The sequence below is a fragment of the Reticulibacter mediterranei genome (genome assembly GCF_016587455.1).
In genome coordinates, this window is sequence record NZ_BNJK01000001.1 from 6,443,065 (window position 1) to 6,457,809 (window position 14,745).

Consider the following 14,745-nt stretch of genomic DNA (forward strand, 5'->3'; position numbering starts at 1 on the left):
ACAGTAAGGATTGTGATGTCAGTTCCATATCTGATCTATAGCACTCCAGAGGGCGAGATTCGCGAGGAACCTCGTCTCAGGGCGCTTGCCTTTGGTGATCGTCCGCTGGAGGCTTCCGAATTAATACCGTTGCCTGATGGCGTGACGCTTTCGATGATGCCTGATCGTCTGGCCGTTGGGCAAAAGCGCAACGGCGAACGGCAGGTGTTGTCGCGCGGGCGCGGCTGGGCTGTAGCTGCATTGCTGCCCATTGGTTACACACGTACCCTGCTTCCGGCATACGAAAAAGTGCCGGAAACTGAGCCGCTACCCTTTTTTGGCTATAGTGCCGTTGCCGGTATCAACGGGCGCATGTATGTTGCGGCGGTGAAGACCGATAATCCGCACAAATGGCATCCGCGCTCGTTTCCACGTCGGAAGCTGGAACGGCTGGTTCGTGAGAAGCAGGAGGCGCACCCACAAAATCGTGTGATCGGACAGCACGCTCACTGCGCGCTTGATTACTCGTGTCCCACCGCCAGCAATTTATTCTTTGGCCGCTGGGAAATGGCGATTGCGGTCTCGCCCGGCTGCAACTCTCGCTGTATTGGCTGTATCTCCAAGCAGGAGGAAGAGGATCTGATCTCCCCACAGGATCGTCTCACCTTCATTCCAACGGTTGACGAGATCGTCGAGGCAGCTGTGCCGCATCTGGAGCAGGCAGAGGAGGCCATCGTCAGCTTTGGACAGGGCTGTGAGGGTGAGCCTCTGATGCAGTGGAAGCGCATTGAGCGCGCCATTAAAGAGATGCGTGCGCGTACCGATAAGGGCGTGATTAACATCAACACCAATGGCAGCAATCCACGCTGGGTGCAACGCCTCTACGATGCAGGGTTGGATACCATTCGTGTCAGCACCATTTCCGGGTATCCTGAGACCTACAATGCCTACTATCGTCCCATTGGTTATACATTTGAGGATGTCAAAGAATCGCTCAAGCGTGCCCACGACGAGGGCGTTTATAGCTCGATCAATCTGCTCTGCTTCCCTGGCATGATCGACCGTGAGCGCGAGGTTGAGGCGCTGCTCTCGCTGGTGCGTGAGACCGGGCTGCGGCTGATCCAGTTACGTAACCTCAATATTGACCCCGAAGTGCTGCTGCCCCGCCTGCCAGCGCTCGATTCGCTGGGTAAAGCGCTGGGGATACCAGCTCTGATCGAGACATTGAAACGCGAGGTTCCCGATGTCGAGATCGGCAACTTCACGCGCCCAGTCAAACGCGATTTCAAGCCTACCCCTGCACTTTAATATTAGCTCAAGCTTATCGGGCCAGCTTCACCAAGAGGCTGGCCTTCTTATAGTCTTAAAAACACAGTTGCAGTGTTGAAGGAGCTGTATCTTCTCATGCAAGAAGCAACAAACTACATTTTAGGAAAAGTGACAGCCTTTATCGTCCGGCAAAGAAATGCCCAACAAGAACTGCTGGTTTTTGCTCATCCCACAGCTGGTGTTCAGGTGCCTGCGGGAACGGTAGAAGGGGGAGAGGTGTTTGAGAATGCTGCTCTCCGCGAAGCTCAGGAAGAGACGGGGCTAGAAGGTGTACAACTGGTCAAAGAATTGGCTCGAACTTCATATAGTCTTCAAAGCAATCGCTATGCTTTTATGTGTGCGTCACCATTATTTCGTGAGCCTGCGTTGATAGCGGAGCATGTGGATACTGGCTATGGCGACGGGTCCATTTTTCGGCGTGGGATGATCGTCTCGCTGGAGAGAGTAGAAGGGAACTGGTCTGAGATCAGGCATGATGAGTGCGATTTGAACGTTGATCCCCCCAAGCTGCAATTCAGCGTGCGTGGATGGGTGCCCTCGCGGTGTTTATCTTCCCAGCAGAGCAGGCGTTTTTTTCTGTTGACTACCACTCATGAGACGTCCGATAGCTGGGACCATCTTGCGGAAGGGCGTCATCTCTTCCATCTCTACTGGGTGCCGCTTGTACCGCGACCACAACTGATGTCTCCGCAAGATGAATGGTTGGATCTGGTATACAAGCAATTACTGGCATATAGCACTTGATGCTATTTACGACGAAATTTCTTTTTTGAAGCCTTTGCTATCTTCTGTTTTGCCTTATTTGATCTCTTCCTCACGGGCCTTCCACTTTCCTGTTTCGCGCAACATCCTGCGTGCTGCAACCGCAACAGGATCGACTTCCAGCGTTGCCAGGCAATCGCGGGTCGCGCATCCTTCGGGAGTGCCGAGCAGGTGGCCGCTATAGAAACAGGGCATGCAGGGAAGATCGAGGCGAACGACGGTGGCGTGGTTCTCGTCTGCTCCTCCCGTATATGGTCCCCATGCCTTGTGGTTCGTTAAACCAAAGATGGCAACCGTTGGGGCACCCGCTGCGACGGCGAGGTGCATTAGTCCTGCATCGTTGCCCACAAAAAGATCGACCAGTTCCAGGACCGCCGCCGCTACCTTGATCGAGCCTTTGCCTGCGAAACTGCGCACGGGCATGGCAGAGCGCATCATAGCGATGATCTGCTGGTGAAGGTCGGCCTCCTCTGGCCCTCCCATGAGTAGCAGCTGGCCGCCAACATCATCAAAGAGCGTATCGGCAAGTTTGGCGAAGCGCTCTGGCTCCCAGCGACGGGCTGTGCTATAGCCGCCACTTCCTGGATGCATGGCGATAATCGGCTGCGACACGCTCTCCGGCGCATCATCACCATAGACCAGTTGCCGTGCGGTAGCACGTTCTTGCTCGCTCAACGGTATCTCTAAGCGCGGGTTATTCGTCGTTGCGCCGACTGCCCTGGCAACGGCGAGAGCGTACTCGGCCTCATGCATTGCGCCAAAACCGTTATCCTTGACGCGTACATTGAGAAACCAGCCGTGTCCATTGTCCAGCCCAACGCGCCATTTCGCTCCGGTTGCACGCATCAAGGCTTGATGTTTTAAGCGACCGAAAAATAGTGTCAGATGGTGCAGGAGCAGCACCGCATCATAGCGACCAGCACGTAAGGTTCGCCATAGGCTAGCCAGCCGCAGGACGTTTTCGGGATGAGTGAGGAGCTGTTTAGGATGGTCGAAAAGGTATTTGTCCAGCACGATGATATTATCGATAACTGACCAGCCATTGAGCAGTCCCGCCGAATCAGGTGTTACCAGCAGGTCGATGCGCGCCTGGGGATAGCTTTCACGGAGCGCTCGCAGAGCCGGTGTCGCCAGCAAGAGATCGCCAATTCCCGCCATCTTCACCACAAGAATATGTGCGGTTGCTGGCAGGGCAATAGATGTGTGTGCGTTCATGAAGTAAAAGACCATCCATAATGCGAAATTCTACAACGTTCCTGAAACCCGATCCGCTCGTAAATTCCCTGGCTCATATCTGATGGCGAAAGCATCGCAATGCGATAACCAAGTCCCTCAGCTTCCTGGATGGCATGCAGCGTCATGGTTGCACCGATGCCCTGCTTGCGTGCTTCGGGCAACGTTGCAACTCCATAGATGCCAGCTACGCCCGCATGGAGGAGCAATGAAGTGATTGCTACCGCCTTCTCGTTTAGATAGCCGATATAGTGATGCCAGGGGTGATTGTTGCCAAAGCCAATTTTCATGTAGGTATCGTAGTAGCCTTGAGCGATCTCCTGGGTGCCGTCGAAGCCCTGCATCTCTATATCGCGTAGTTGGAGCAGCGTCTCGCCATCCAGCACCTCGCGAATAACAAGCTCTGACGAGGTTGGCACGCTGGTCTGGATTTGCTGGATTTCGACGGCCATACCGATGGTATCGACCGCATACACAAAGCCATACTCTTCCAGATGGGCTGCCAGATCCGCTGGACGGCTTGATGGACCAACCGACCAGCCAATATCGACCCGGCGCTCTTTAAAATATGCCAGCGTCTCCTCAATCCTGGTATTGATGTAGGCGGTCTTATCCTGCGCAAAACGTGTCAGCAAGACACCGTTGAGATGTGGCCTGCCCGTGAAGAACCAGAGGAGTTCTGTATCCTCGTGTACCTCGCCGCCCGGCAGACCACGCCCGAAACTGAGCATCTCTTCGGCAAAATTGCGCTCCATCGCTGCTGGCAGGGCTGGATCATTCAGATGTTGTAGGATGTTCTGCATGTTTATGTATCCTTTGTTTGCACGCTGGCATGTGTGCCGTTGTCTTGCAATTTTTCCTGCACAACGCTAAAGACCCGATCCGGCGTAATATCCTTCATACATTGCGTGGTGAAGAAACGGCAGTCAGCCGGCCCTTTTGCATTGTAACACGGACTGCACCAGATATCACTCCGCAAAATCGTGGCTTTCGGGCTGACAGGGCCGCTGAGCGCTGGATCGGTAGGGCCGTGAATAGCGATGAGAGGCGTGCCAACGGCAGCTCCAATATGCATGGGGCCGCTATCTCCGCTGATCAGGAGGTCAGCCTGCTGCAAGAGCGCGGCAAGCTGCGGCAGGCTCGTTTTTCCCGCCAGTACAATAGGATGCTCTTGCATATGTTGTGTGATGCGCTCAATCAAGGGAAGATCGACCTGCGCACCTGTTAACACCACGTTTGCCCCATACTCGCGTATCAAACGATCTATCAGCTTTGCCCAGTAAGGGATAGGCCAGCGTTTCGACTGTCCATTGTTGGAACTGACATGGCAGGCGATCAGCGGCTTGTTGGCGTCCCATCCCTTCTGTTGCAGCAGTTGCTCGACTTGCTGGCTGGCCTGGGGATCGACAAAGAGCTGCGGCACGCGATCATCAGGTTCGATGGTTGCTCCAGCAGCCCGAGCCAGTTCCAGACAATAATCGACCTCATGTTTGTGGTCGTGCGTGTCCCAATGCTTGCCCGGCACATTATCGGTCATAAAGCCGGGATAGCTCTCTTTGCCGAAGCCAAGACGACGTGGCGCGCCGCTGAGAACCGCCAGAATTGCCGCCCAGGGTCCAAAGACGCTGATGGCGAGATTGTATTGTCGCGCGTGTAAACGCCTGCGGAGAGCCAACGCCTCTCGCCAGTTTTTCCCTTGAAACAACGCCTGTGGCCGCCGCCAAATATTAGGGTTGTAGCTGATGATTTCGGCCAGATCAGGATCGGCGGTCGCAATCGATGCGCTTGATGGGATGGCGAGCAGATCAATCTCTGCCTCTGGATAGGTCCATTTAAGCGTTCTCACCACCACAAGCGAGAGGGTGAGATCGCCGATCAGATCCATCCGAATAACCAGGATGCGTTTTGGGTGAAAATGGTGCGTATTGAGCGGCTGAATATCTTTGCTGGCACGTGCAACTTGCAGCCCTGCTCCAGCAATGCTCATGGCTCCATAGATGGTCGCAAGCAAGATGCGTTTGCTGGTCTGGACAGCGAAATTGCGCAGTTTGCGACGCGAGGCGGGACGCGTCGGATAGCCATATTCGTCTCGATTATTCCATTGTGCTGATTGTGTCATATCTTTCCCTACTCGGAGCTTTCTTGCTGCATTATAGAGAGAGAAAGGGGAAGTTGCAATCTTTTCCTCCCTTTATCCTCTCCTTTGTTGCGCAGACATATGCAGCCAGGTAATTTCTCCATCCTAACCTCTTGCGTATTAGCCATAAAGCTGAGTACGATACAGGTAATGGAGATATCTTTTGTTCTCTAAAAGATCATACGCAGTAGTTGCCTGGGGGATACCTATGACAGTTGAGACAATTATTCGCACGATCAGTCTTATCCTGGCTCCTGTGGTGATGGTTTCGAGTTGAGTGCTTTTTTTGAATGGAGTGCTTCAGCGCTATTCTGCTATCACTGATCGTATGCGCACGATGCATCTGGAACGTCTTGAGATTTTGAGAATGACCGCTGACAGCGTGAGTGGAGCCTTACAGCGCGCTTGAAGTAGCGTTAGGGGATGAAACCGCTCAAACAGCGGACAATGCTAGATGCCCGCTGTGTTTTGCAGAGATGAGCAAATTGCTGTTAAGCAGTGAAACGATTGCGCAGCAATATCTTGCTGGTTCCGTCCTGTGCGGAGATCTGTTTCACTGCTAACGAAATGCGGTTGTCCTCGTTGAGTGCGTTCCAGTAGGTATCCAGCACGGCCTCCGCGCTGCCTGTGCATGGCAGAAGCAAGGGGTCGCCGCTAAAGCTGGGTAGGGGATTGCCCTCTCCCTGATAGGTGGTAAGACCAAACCCGAAGCCCGGAATCGGCGTGGCTGGACGATAGGTAAAGCGATCTGTATTGGTGGGATCGAGCGGGTTGGCCTTCAAAATGTTGAGCGTAACGGCCCCTGGTGATCGGCGGAGATCAAGCATTCCACTGATGCGTGGTGTGTAATGCGGTGCATCTGGCTCGCGCTCTCGTCTGGCGAGCGCCCCATCAAAGCTGCCACCTGTTTTCAGCGCCTCATAGATAGTACGTGTCTGATCTCCGTTGCTGACCAGATAAAGGAAAGGTAATGCCAGCATCGCCTCATAGATGATCAGGCTGGGATCATCCACCAGGGCGGCATCAACCGGCTCAGTTCTCAGTGTACTTCCTTCTGCGATGAACTGACGATTGCGGCTGTTGGCGCTACGGCCCATGATCCAGTAGATAATCAGCCAGGTCTCGTCTACGGAGGAGCGACCAATCACCAATCCGCGTCCGGGATAGGGATTGTGTTGCAGGTGATGCTCAAAGTTGTGAGCTGCAATAGTATCTGCGTTCATTCATTATATCCATGTTTTCTGCGAAATATCTGTTGCCCGACAGAGGATTCTGATCGAGGCTACCTCTGGAAAGATAGCAAATATTTGCCTTTTGCGCAAATTCTGAAATACAATTGTTGTAAATAAATCTATACAGGAGTGCAAAGCTATGAGAAATTCGCTGAAGCGTCGCGTCGAACTGGCCGATTTTTTGAAGAGTCGGCGTGCTCGTCTGCGCCCGGAGCAGTTCGAGTTGCAGACCTTCAATAAGCGACGCACCCCTGGATTGAGGCGAGAAGAGGTGGCTCAACTGGCCGGGCTGGGTGTTTCCTGGTATACCTGGCTGGAACAAGGGCGAGATATTCAGGTCTCCGATCAGGTGTTGGAGCGCCTTGCCAGTGTATTGCAACTGAATGGGGCGGAACGTTGCCATTTGTTTGCCCTGGCTCGAAGCTCTGAGCCGCATTTCGTACCAACTAATGAAACGCCGCCACAGGATACCGTCTATCAGGCGATTTTGGATGGGTTGGGCTTCTATCCTGCACAGATATATGATCGACGTGCAACCATAGTGGCGTGGAACGAGAGCGCCAATCGGGTTTTTGGCGATTATACCAGTCGTTCCGAACGGGAGCGCAACGCCACCTGGTCCGTCTTTATGAATCCTGTTTGGAAGAAGCTGCTGGTGCATTGGGAGCAATCGGCGCGGCAGAGCGTAGCTTTGTTGCATGCTGCCAGTGACCGTTATAGCGATGATGTCTGGTTGCAGGAGCTGGTTGCTGATTTGAAGCGAACCAGCCCGGAGTTTCGCGCGTGGTGGCCGTTGCATGATATTATCCTGACGTGTGACGGCAAGGATGCTGGCGGGATCAATCATCCGCTGGTGGGCCGCCTCACGTTGCGACCCACCACACTGGTTTTACCAGAACGGCCCGACTTACAGATGGTCGTGCATATGCCCTTGGAGGACACCGAGGCCAAATTGCGAACGTTAATGGATGTTGGAAGTCGGGCCGTTCTGTCCAGGTCATAATAGGAGCTAAAGGGAGCCGACCAGTTGGAAGAGTCGTTTGCGCTCGCTCTCCTCATCAGTAATTGGAAGGAGTTGCAGCATCAGTTCGTCGAGGCCGCTGTCTAGCAACTCCTTGATCTTGCTGCGTAGAGTGGCCTCGTCACCGCTAATCACCAGTGATTGTGCCAGTGCATCCAGTGCTTGCTCATCGCCGTTCAGTGCTTCGGCAAACCCTGCCAGGGCGAACATACGAGCATAAGGACCAACTGGAATTGCCATTTGTATCCTCTTGCGCTTCGTTGCCAGCACTGCCCGCTCATCTGTACTCAGCGCAATCGTTATATGGGCAATGAGGGGTGGGGCTGGTCTTTGAGCTGCCTTGGCTCCGGCTTGCAGTGCTGGCAGTGCCTGATCAAGAAGATAGGGGATAGGGCTGACATAGGAAATTGCGCCATCGGAGACCTCGCCTGCCAGCCGAAATGCTTTCGGTCCGACTGCGGAGATCAGCAGTGGGATTTGAGCAGTACGTAGTGTTTGGGCTATGATCGGGGCCACAATATTATCGTTCCGCAGATGGAAAAACTTCCCCTGATATCCTGTGGCATTCTCCCATAAGAAACCGCGCATAATCTCGACATATTCCTTGAGATGTGCCAGAGGTGAGGGCTGCGGTATGCCATACAATTCCTGAATTAATATCGGGTTGCCCGTACCAACTCCCAGGCGCAGGCGTCCAGGGGCCAGATCGTGTAGTGCAAGTGCTTGTTGGGCCAGTTTGAGTGGATGCTGCGAGTAGCTGGGAACGATTGCACTTCCCAGCCTGATGTGCTTGGTCTGCGTGACGGCGGCTGCAAAAGCCGTTATAACATCGGTAAAGCCAGCGTTCTGGCCCCATATCTGCCGTACGCCAGCCTCTTCAGCCTTACGTATCCTCGTAACGATGTCATAAGCATTTTTCGCCTCAACCCAGACGCCAACTCTATCACGAATAGAACGTTGGGCAACTGCTGCTGCCGTCAATAGCTGTGGCACTTCTTTTTGCGACATAATAGCTTTTCTCCTTCTTTCTTCTGTATCGAATATGCACTTTCACATGCTGGATGGTGAAGTGCATAGACAATCATCTGTCAGGAGCTATTATGAAGCAGTCTCGTCAGTTCAAATAGGAGCCAGCTTATCATGGGTGTGGCAGTAACAGTTTAGCCAGCAGCGGAACGTGGTCAAGCGCAGGCGTTGTTGAAGCTCAGAAAGTATCGGCTAGTGGGCCAACTCTAGCAATTGGGTGATGGCCTCTTCGACACGCTGTTCAGGAACACTGCGCACACAGGGATGGTCTGCCAGTTCTTCTGGGGCAAAGTCGAGACGACCACAGGGGATAAGTGGGCAGCCGGGGCAACGCTGTTGCGAGGCAATCACGATATGGCGAGGTGCAGTGCCCCAGGGACCGAAGATGCGCCTGTCGGTGGGACCAAAGATATTGACTGTTGGCGTGTTTTGAGCCGTTGCAAGGTGCAACGGTCCGTTGTCGACCCCCAATACCAGCTTTGCCCGCTGCAAAAGAGCGGCAAGTTGGCCCACGCTCATATCAGTAATGAACAGGGGTGCAGGCTCGATGTTGCGAGCGATCTCCTCCAGCATGGGACGTTCGGAAGGGCTACCACTCAGCACAATCTGTAACGGGGTAGGCGATGATGTGGCGGTGAGCCAGTTCGCGCAATGCGTCCAGGCTTCTGTGCGCCAGAGCTTGACGGCTGCTCCCGTGCCTGGGTGAATAACTACAATTGGCGTTTCTGTCGCAATTCCAGCACTCCGCAAACGCTCTTCAACCCAACTTTGCTCTTCGGCTGTGACGGCGAACTGCTGCGGATAGCGTTCAGGAGTGTAGGGTTCTTCTAGTGGCGCCTGATCGAGCGCTTGCAAGCCAGCGCTGATGAGACGGAGATTGGAGACGGTAGCATGCTCAGGCTGGGGAAAGGGCAGTGCATGGGTGAGAAATGGTGTTCCCGGCGCGATGTCATATCCGATGCGGCGCGGGATGCCAGCCAGGTAGAGCAGCGCCGCACCCCACCAGAAGTCGGGGCGCAGGTTGATAGCGAGATCATAGTTGCCGCGTTGCAGTTGCCGCGCCGTTTGCAGCAGCAGCGTATATGGAGCAAGCGGCTTTTGCGCAGCGCGACGGAAACCCGGAAAAGGACAGGTGAGCAACTGATCTATAGCTGGATGACGAGCAACCACCTCACGCGACCAGGGACCGACCATCATAGTGATATGAGCCTGGGGCAACGCCTCTCGTAATGCCTGAAGCACGGGCGTTGTCATCACGAGATCTCCCAAATGGTCTGGGCGAACCAGCAAGATGCGCGGTTGATCCGACAACTTTTGTCGCGCCTGTCGATTGGCATATGGAGCGCCGCCGATGCGTATAAGTTGTAAGATCGACGCACGCAGCACGTTTTTCATGATCTCGCCTCACTGTTGTGTGGGCTGGCAATAAGGCGTTGGGCCGTGCTCCACACCTCGTCAACGCTCACGGCCTGCATACAGGTGCAGTTGTGGCACTCGCGCATCTTGCCCAGGAAGAAGCAGGGTTGGCCCGTAGGATGGTGCCAGATGGCAATATGTTTGGGGTCGTCGGGTGGATATGGTCCGTACTCCTGCGGGCTGGTGGGACCAAAGATAGCAATGACCGGAATATTCACGGCAGCAGCCAGATGCATCGGGCTGCTATCGTTGCCAATGAAGAGCGAGCAGGCTTCGAGTTGTGCCGCCAGCTGCCCAAAGCTCAACGTTCCAGCCAGATCAACGACCTTACCAGTCGGAACATCCAATCCATCTATCAGCGCATGCGTGAGCGCAGTATCATCTGGCCCGCCAATGAGCAATACATCGGCATCCAGTTCATGCACAAGCCTGTAAACGAGTTGGCGGTAGCGTTCCAGCGGCCAGCGTTTGGCTGTTAGCTCCATACCAGGATTACTGCCTCCACCTGGAAAGACCGCTATCTGTGGATGAGATGAGCGACGTATCACCTCCCGTTCAGCGGATGTTGGCTCAAAATGCATGCGTGGGTGATCGATGGTCAGCCCAAGCGCGCGGGCCAGATCGAGATAGATCTCGGCCTGATGTTGTAACTGTGTGGGAGTAGTAGAGACCGGCACACGATCGGTCAGCGAGAAGCCGCGACCCTGACTATCTGGTCCGACGCGTCGTGGCACACCTGCAAACCAGGGAAGCAGGGTGAGCATAGGGGAGCGGTCCAGTACGAAGGCCAGATCGAAATGATGACGGCGCAACTGGCGTGCCAGCACAAAGTATTCGCTCAAACGATAGCGACCAGCAATTCCAACGCTGCCACAATCGATCACCTGATCGACGATGGGCTGATGCTCAACAATCACCTTCGACCAGCTTCCTGCGATATAGGTGATGCGGGCTTCTGGATAGTTCTGGCGAATGACCTCTAAGAGCGGCGTGGTCATAATCAAATCGCCCAGACAGCAGGGCTTGATGACCACGATTGAGCGCGGATGCTGGCGTGCCCTTCTTGTCGCCTGCAATGGTTGCTGGAGCGCATCGAGCAGGCCAAATGGCACTCGCAACAGGATGCACAGGGCGGTAATAATTTGCTGGCGCAGAGTTAGTGTCCTCCATCTTTGGCTTGCTGGCCCTCTGGCTCCTCGCCGCGCACCGTTTCCAGATCGGCGACATGAGGCGGTGGCGGTGGTGTTTCGGGTGTGTAGACCGTTGGCTGCTCAGCTTCAGTGGACTCTGAGCGTGTCGTTTCTTGTCCAGTTGGATAGAAGCCTGAACGCACGGTTGGTAAATGTTGTACTGCACTGCTCTCGATATAAGAGCCGCAGTTAGGACAGTAAGTGTTGCCAGGTATCAGTTCGGCCTGACATTGAGGACAACGGGTCGTTGTTGGCACTCCTGGTGGTGGGGGAGGATTATTTGTGTTGAGTAATAGCGTATCGAGAGCACTGACCGTCGGGGGTTGAACTCCTGGGGGCGGTGGTGGTACTGGAGCAGGTATGGTGTTTTCCACCGTCGAATAGCCTGGAGGCGGTGGAGCGGTCAGTGCAGATGGCATCAATGGTATTGGCACCGTTGGTGCAATCTCGCCGCCCGTGATTGGGTTTGGCCCGGTTGGTGTCTGTCCAGTTGATGATTGTGGATGAACCGATCCCTGGTTCAGTAGCAGCTTGAGTTCGTGTTGCGCCTGATCGAGTTGTTGTCGCAGGATTGCGAGATCCTGACAGACGGGGAGGAGTTCGCTCTGAGTCAACTGTCCTGCCGCAAAAACCTCCATTGTGCGCGTAACCAGCAGATTGTTCTGCGTTGTCAGCTGGCGTGACAGGTTATCAACGGTGGAACGGAGTCGCTGGATTCTGCCAATGCGGGCCGCTTCGTGGGATGCTTTTTCCAGGCCGCGCTGCATAGATTCCCAGATGTTGCTCATGAGTAACAATGCCCCCTTTTATGAAGAGATAATCATTAGCGAGTTCGACTATGGCTACGACGCGTGATTGTTATACACAGCAAGATGAGAGCCGTTTTCAATTATAACAAAGTAGAGGTATGAAGTCGAGGGCAGTAGCCGCTGTAAGATGAGCAACTGGCGTGGATCTCATCCCACCAGGTGCGTAGATATCCTGGCCTCACAACTGGATATCTACGCATTGAACGAAAAACTACTTCTTTTCCGCACTGAGAATCGCATTGACGGTCGTACCACAGACGGCGCATTGGCCCTTGAGCGCAGGTTTGCCGTTTTTCATGGTCACTTTCTGTCCGTTTTTCATCTCAGTTTTGGTTTTGCATTTGACGCAATAGTACAGGTCTGCCATGTTTTTTTACCTCCTACATCCTTGTTAGAAAAAAGTGATGTTTTCGCCGCCAGAACCGACCACGCGTGTCAGATGTACTTCGTACCCCTGACGGTGCAGTTGTTGTTGCACAGGTGCTGCCTGATCTAAGCGGGAAAACGCCGCAAAGAGTGTTGGACCACTGCCGGAAAGCCGTACATGAGAAGCGCCTGCCTGTAGCATATCTTCGCGCGCCTGCGCGACTTCAGGATAACGTTCCAGCACGCCGCGTTGCAGGCCGTTGTGAAGATCCTCCAGGTGTAGCTCGCCCTGATTGATAAACGCGGAACAAATTGCCCGGCTGTGTGATCCATCGGTGTAATCGTCGGGTGGCAAGCTGCGAAAGACTGCCGCCGTAGAGACTCCGATAGCAGGCTTGAGCAAAAGCAGCCAGCGCATTGCTGCCGGCCAGTGTGGAGCAAGCGGTGTGATGCGTTCGCCACGCCCCTCACAGAGCGCCAGTCCTCCCGTCAGGAAAAATGGCACATCTGATCCCAGCGAAGCTGCAATGTTGAGCAGGTCCGAAGAGGATAATGAGAGTTGCCACCATTGCTGCAATGCAAGCAGGACAGCAGCAGCGTTGCTACTGCCCCCTCCCAGTCCAGCAGCCACAGGGACATGCTTCTGTAGTTCAATCATGACTCCCTGTGAGAGAGAGAGCCGTTGGCGCACCGCTTGAGCTGCCCGTGCAGCCAGGTTATCATCACCGTTGAGTTCGGGTCGTGAGCAAATAACGCGTACCGTATCTTCTTCTATCGCCGTGAGGCAGATGGTATCATACAGATCAATGGTCTGCATGACCGTGACCAGCTCATGATAACCGTCGGCGCGCTTCCCCAGAATATCAAGGGAAAGGTTGATTTTAGCATACGACCGAACAAAGTGCGTGCTACCTGTTGCATAGCCAGGCTGTATGGTAGTGTGTGCGTGACTCATGCGTGCATTGTGCCTTGAGATGGATAACTTGTCAAGCACAGGGTCACGCATATATACCAAAAGTCTTGGATTTTGCAGCTTGTTTTACCTGCATTGCCCCCTGTTATACTCCTGTTTATGCGCCTATCCCTATCTGAATAGCCTGAAACTCCCTTTTGTAGAAGGGTATAATGAAGCTATGCTATACTGTGGCGTGTGCATACACCAATGTTGCTACTTTCAAGTACATCTATTATCGTTTTTTACTCCCTGATTTCTGGTAGGATCTATGGATATCACGGTTGCCTATTTTCATCCCCTATTTCATGCTGATACTGTAAAACGAGATTTTGAACAAATACGTGCTACCGGTGCTACCAGTATCGTGTATGCTGTTCATGAGCAGGAGGATCAGCGCTGGCCGCGTGACCTCGAACGTGGCCTGAAACTGGCTCAGGAGGCCGGATTAAAGGTCATATTGAGCCTGGGGCGCTATGGCAATCTCTTTGCCGGTCCCTCCCATATGCCAAGCTGGTATACGTTTCGTCATCCTGAGACATGCGTCAAAGATCGTCACGGCCGTTTTCATAATGTTTCTTGCCACAATCATGAATCTTTTCGTTCCTGGCTCTTTCACGAAATAGAATATTTACTTTCTTCTTATCCTGTAAATGGTCTTCTGCTCGATGAGCCTCGTTGCCCCGATGTAACCTGTTTTTGCTCTGTGTGCCGTGCCCTCTGCCCGGATATTACCGATTTGCAACACTTCCAGCGCCGCTCTTTTATCGATTTCCTCGGCGCGCTCTTCTCGACCGTCAAGCGCACGAATAGCAATGCAAAGACCGCCATTGTGTTGTTGCCGCAAGATCTCAATTTGCTTGATGAACTGGTTACGATCCCTCAACTGGATACGTTGGGCTGTCATTTGTTCTGGCAATTGCTGAACGAAGATATCTCGATGATGGAAACGTGGGGGCGCGCAGTGGTCGAAGCGGCGCGGCAACACGATAAACGGAGCCAGCTCTGGCTACAAAACTTTCATCAGGACGAGGAGGGAGAGCAGTTGTTGGAGCAGTCCTGCACAAAACTGCTCAGTGCCGAGCCGGATGAAGTGGCCTGTTATTATTATTGGCGCAATAATTTCGATCCCGAACGGGTCTGGCAGACGACACGCACGCTGTTGCGCCGCATTCCTCGCCGCCAACTCTACTGGCAATCTTCTTCCGCTCGCTTTTCCTTCCCTCAGACGTCGGCGGCTGCGAACTCGACTTCGACTCAGGAAGGAGTCCAGTAAACAACTCGGGCTGTATC

Annotated in this window: 14 protein-coding genes; 4 read left to right on the forward strand and 10 right to left on the reverse strand. The window is 53.9% G+C overall.

The genetic code is table 11. From position 1 onward, the window contains the following. The first annotated feature begins 15 nt into the window (after positions 1–15). Complete coding sequence (locus tag K3T83_RS27915) at positions 16–1,287, forward strand: radical SAM family protein (protein WP_220206195.1); 1,272 nt, start codon at positions 16–18, stop codon at positions 1,285–1,287. Positions 1,288–1,383: 96 nt separating this feature from the next. Further along, positions 1,384–2,052: an NUDIX domain-containing protein gene (locus K3T83_RS27920; RefSeq protein WP_220206196.1), complete on the forward strand. Its 669-nt coding sequence runs from the start codon at positions 1,384–1,386 to the stop codon at positions 2,050–2,052. A gap of 54 nt (positions 2,053–2,106) precedes the next feature. On the opposite strand, the gene K3T83_RS27925 is transcribed toward K3T83_RS27920, so the two are convergent. The 4 genes from K3T83_RS27925 to K3T83_RS27940 all read right to left on the reverse strand — a co-directional run bounded on the left by K3T83_RS27925 (position 2,107) and on the right by K3T83_RS27940 (position 6,663). After that, positions 2,107–3,285, reverse strand: coding sequence for a glycosyltransferase family 9 protein (locus tag K3T83_RS27925; RefSeq protein ID WP_220206197.1), 1,179 nt, complete (start codon positions 3,283–3,285; stop codon positions 2,107–2,109). Continuing rightward, positions 3,282–4,106, reverse strand: coding sequence for a GNAT family N-acetyltransferase (locus K3T83_RS27930; RefSeq protein ID WP_220206198.1), 825 nt, complete (start codon positions 4,104–4,106; stop codon positions 3,282–3,284). Before K3T83_RS27930 ends, K3T83_RS27925 begins: the two co-directional genes overlap by 4 nt. A gap of 2 nt (positions 4,107–4,108) precedes the next feature. After that, positions 4,109–5,422, reverse strand: coding sequence for a lipopolysaccharide heptosyltransferase II (waaF, locus tag K3T83_RS27935; protein ID WP_220206199.1), 1,314 nt, complete (start codon positions 5,420–5,422; stop codon positions 4,109–4,111). A 509-nt stretch (positions 5,423–5,931) separates the two neighbouring features. Continuing rightward, on the reverse strand, positions 5,932–6,663 hold the full coding sequence (locus K3T83_RS27940) for an IMP cyclohydrolase (protein WP_220206200.1): 732 nt from the start codon (positions 6,661–6,663) through the stop codon (positions 5,932–5,934). A gap of 148 nt (positions 6,664–6,811) precedes the next feature. Here K3T83_RS27940 and K3T83_RS27945 point away from each other — a divergent pair, with 148 nt between their 5' ends. Beyond that, the gene (locus K3T83_RS27945; protein ID WP_220206201.1) at positions 6,812–7,675 is read left to right on the forward strand and encodes a helix-turn-helix transcriptional regulator; all 864 of its coding nucleotides are present in this window, start codon (positions 6,812–6,814) and stop codon (positions 7,673–7,675) included. A gap of 6 nt (positions 7,676–7,681) precedes the next feature. Here the strand turns inward: K3T83_RS27945 and K3T83_RS27950 are convergent, their stop codons facing one another. From K3T83_RS27950 to ispE, 6 genes are all read right to left on the reverse strand, one after another. Further along, the gene (locus tag K3T83_RS27950) at positions 7,682–8,701 is read right to left on the reverse strand and encodes an LLM class flavin-dependent oxidoreductase (protein WP_220206202.1); all 1,020 of its coding nucleotides are present in this window, start codon (positions 8,699–8,701) and stop codon (positions 7,682–7,684) included. A 210-nt stretch (positions 8,702–8,911) separates the two neighbouring features. Then, the gene (locus tag K3T83_RS27955; RefSeq protein ID WP_220206203.1) at positions 8,912–10,114 is read right to left on the reverse strand and encodes a glycosyltransferase family 9 protein; all 1,203 of its coding nucleotides are present in this window, start codon (positions 10,112–10,114) and stop codon (positions 8,912–8,914) included. Then, complete coding sequence (gene waaF, locus K3T83_RS27960; RefSeq protein ID WP_236065138.1) at positions 10,111–11,247, reverse strand: lipopolysaccharide heptosyltransferase II; 1,137 nt, start codon at positions 11,245–11,247, stop codon at positions 10,111–10,113. Before waaF (K3T83_RS27960) ends, K3T83_RS27955 begins: the two co-directional genes overlap by 4 nt. A gap of 44 nt (positions 11,248–11,291) precedes the next feature. Next, positions 11,292–12,113, reverse strand: coding sequence for a zinc ribbon domain-containing protein (locus tag K3T83_RS27965; RefSeq protein WP_220206205.1), 822 nt, complete (start codon positions 12,111–12,113; stop codon positions 11,292–11,294). Positions 12,114–12,345: 232 nt separating this feature from the next. Further along, positions 12,346–12,501 (reverse strand): DUF5679 domain-containing protein, encoded by a 156-nt coding sequence (locus K3T83_RS27970; RefSeq protein ID WP_220206206.1) that lies wholly within the window; start codon positions 12,499–12,501, stop codon positions 12,346–12,348. A 24-nt stretch (positions 12,502–12,525) separates the two neighbouring features. Then, positions 12,526–13,455 (reverse strand): 4-(cytidine 5'-diphospho)-2-C-methyl-D-erythritol kinase, encoded by a 930-nt coding sequence (ispE, locus tag K3T83_RS27975; RefSeq protein WP_220206207.1) that lies wholly within the window; start codon positions 13,453–13,455, stop codon positions 12,526–12,528. Positions 13,456–13,723: 268 nt separating this feature from the next. On the opposite strand from ispE, the gene K3T83_RS27980 reads away from it, so the two are divergent. Then, on the forward strand, positions 13,724–14,728 hold the full coding sequence (locus K3T83_RS27980) for a hypothetical protein (protein WP_220206208.1): 1,005 nt from the start codon (positions 13,724–13,726) through the stop codon (positions 14,726–14,728). Positions 14,729–14,745: the final 17 nt, after the last annotated feature.

What these genes read in the sequence shown, in the direction of transcription:
- K3T83_RS27945 (WP_220206201.1), top strand. Translation starts at nt 6,812, where the DNA reads ATGAGAAATTCGCTGAAGCGTCGCGTCGAACTGGCCGATTTTTTGAAG.
- K3T83_RS27955 (WP_220206203.1), bottom strand. Translation starts at nt 10,114, where the DNA reads ATGAAAAACGTGCTGCGTGCGTCGATCTTACAACTTATACGCATCGGC.
- K3T83_RS27915 (WP_220206195.1), top strand. Translation starts at nt 16, where the DNA reads ATGTCAGTTCCATATCTGATCTATAGCACTCCAGAGGGCGAGATTCGC.
- K3T83_RS27965 (WP_220206205.1), bottom strand. Translation starts at nt 12,113, where the DNA reads ATGAGCAACATCTGGGAATCTATGCAGCGCGGCCTGGAAAAAGCATCC.
- K3T83_RS27925 (WP_220206197.1), bottom strand. Translation starts at nt 3,285, where the DNA reads ATGAACGCACACACATCTATTGCCCTGCCAGCAACCGCACATATTCTT.
- K3T83_RS27930 (WP_220206198.1), bottom strand. Translation starts at nt 4,106, where the DNA reads ATGCAGAACATCCTACAACATCTGAATGATCCAGCCCTGCCAGCAGCG.
- K3T83_RS27940 (WP_220206200.1), bottom strand. Translation starts at nt 6,663, where the DNA reads ATGAACGCAGATACTATTGCAGCTCACAACTTTGAGCATCACCTGCAA.
- K3T83_RS27970 (WP_220206206.1), bottom strand. Translation starts at nt 12,501, where the DNA reads ATGGCAGACCTGTACTATTGCGTCAAATGCAAAACCAAAACTGAGATG.
- waaF (WP_220206199.1), bottom strand. Translation starts at nt 5,422, where the DNA reads ATGACACAATCAGCACAATGGAATAATCGAGACGAATATGGCTATCCG.
- K3T83_RS27950 (WP_220206202.1), bottom strand. Translation starts at nt 8,701, where the DNA reads ATGTCGCAAAAAGAAGTGCCACAGCTATTGACGGCAGCAGCAGTTGCC.
- K3T83_RS27980 (WP_220206208.1), top strand. Translation starts at nt 13,724, where the DNA reads ATGGATATCACGGTTGCCTATTTTCATCCCCTATTTCATGCTGATACT.
- ispE (WP_220206207.1), bottom strand. Translation starts at nt 13,455, where the DNA reads ATGAGTCACGCACACACTACCATACAGCCTGGCTATGCAACAGGTAGC.
- K3T83_RS27920 (WP_220206196.1), top strand. Translation starts at nt 1,384, where the DNA reads ATGCAAGAAGCAACAAACTACATTTTAGGAAAAGTGACAGCCTTTATC.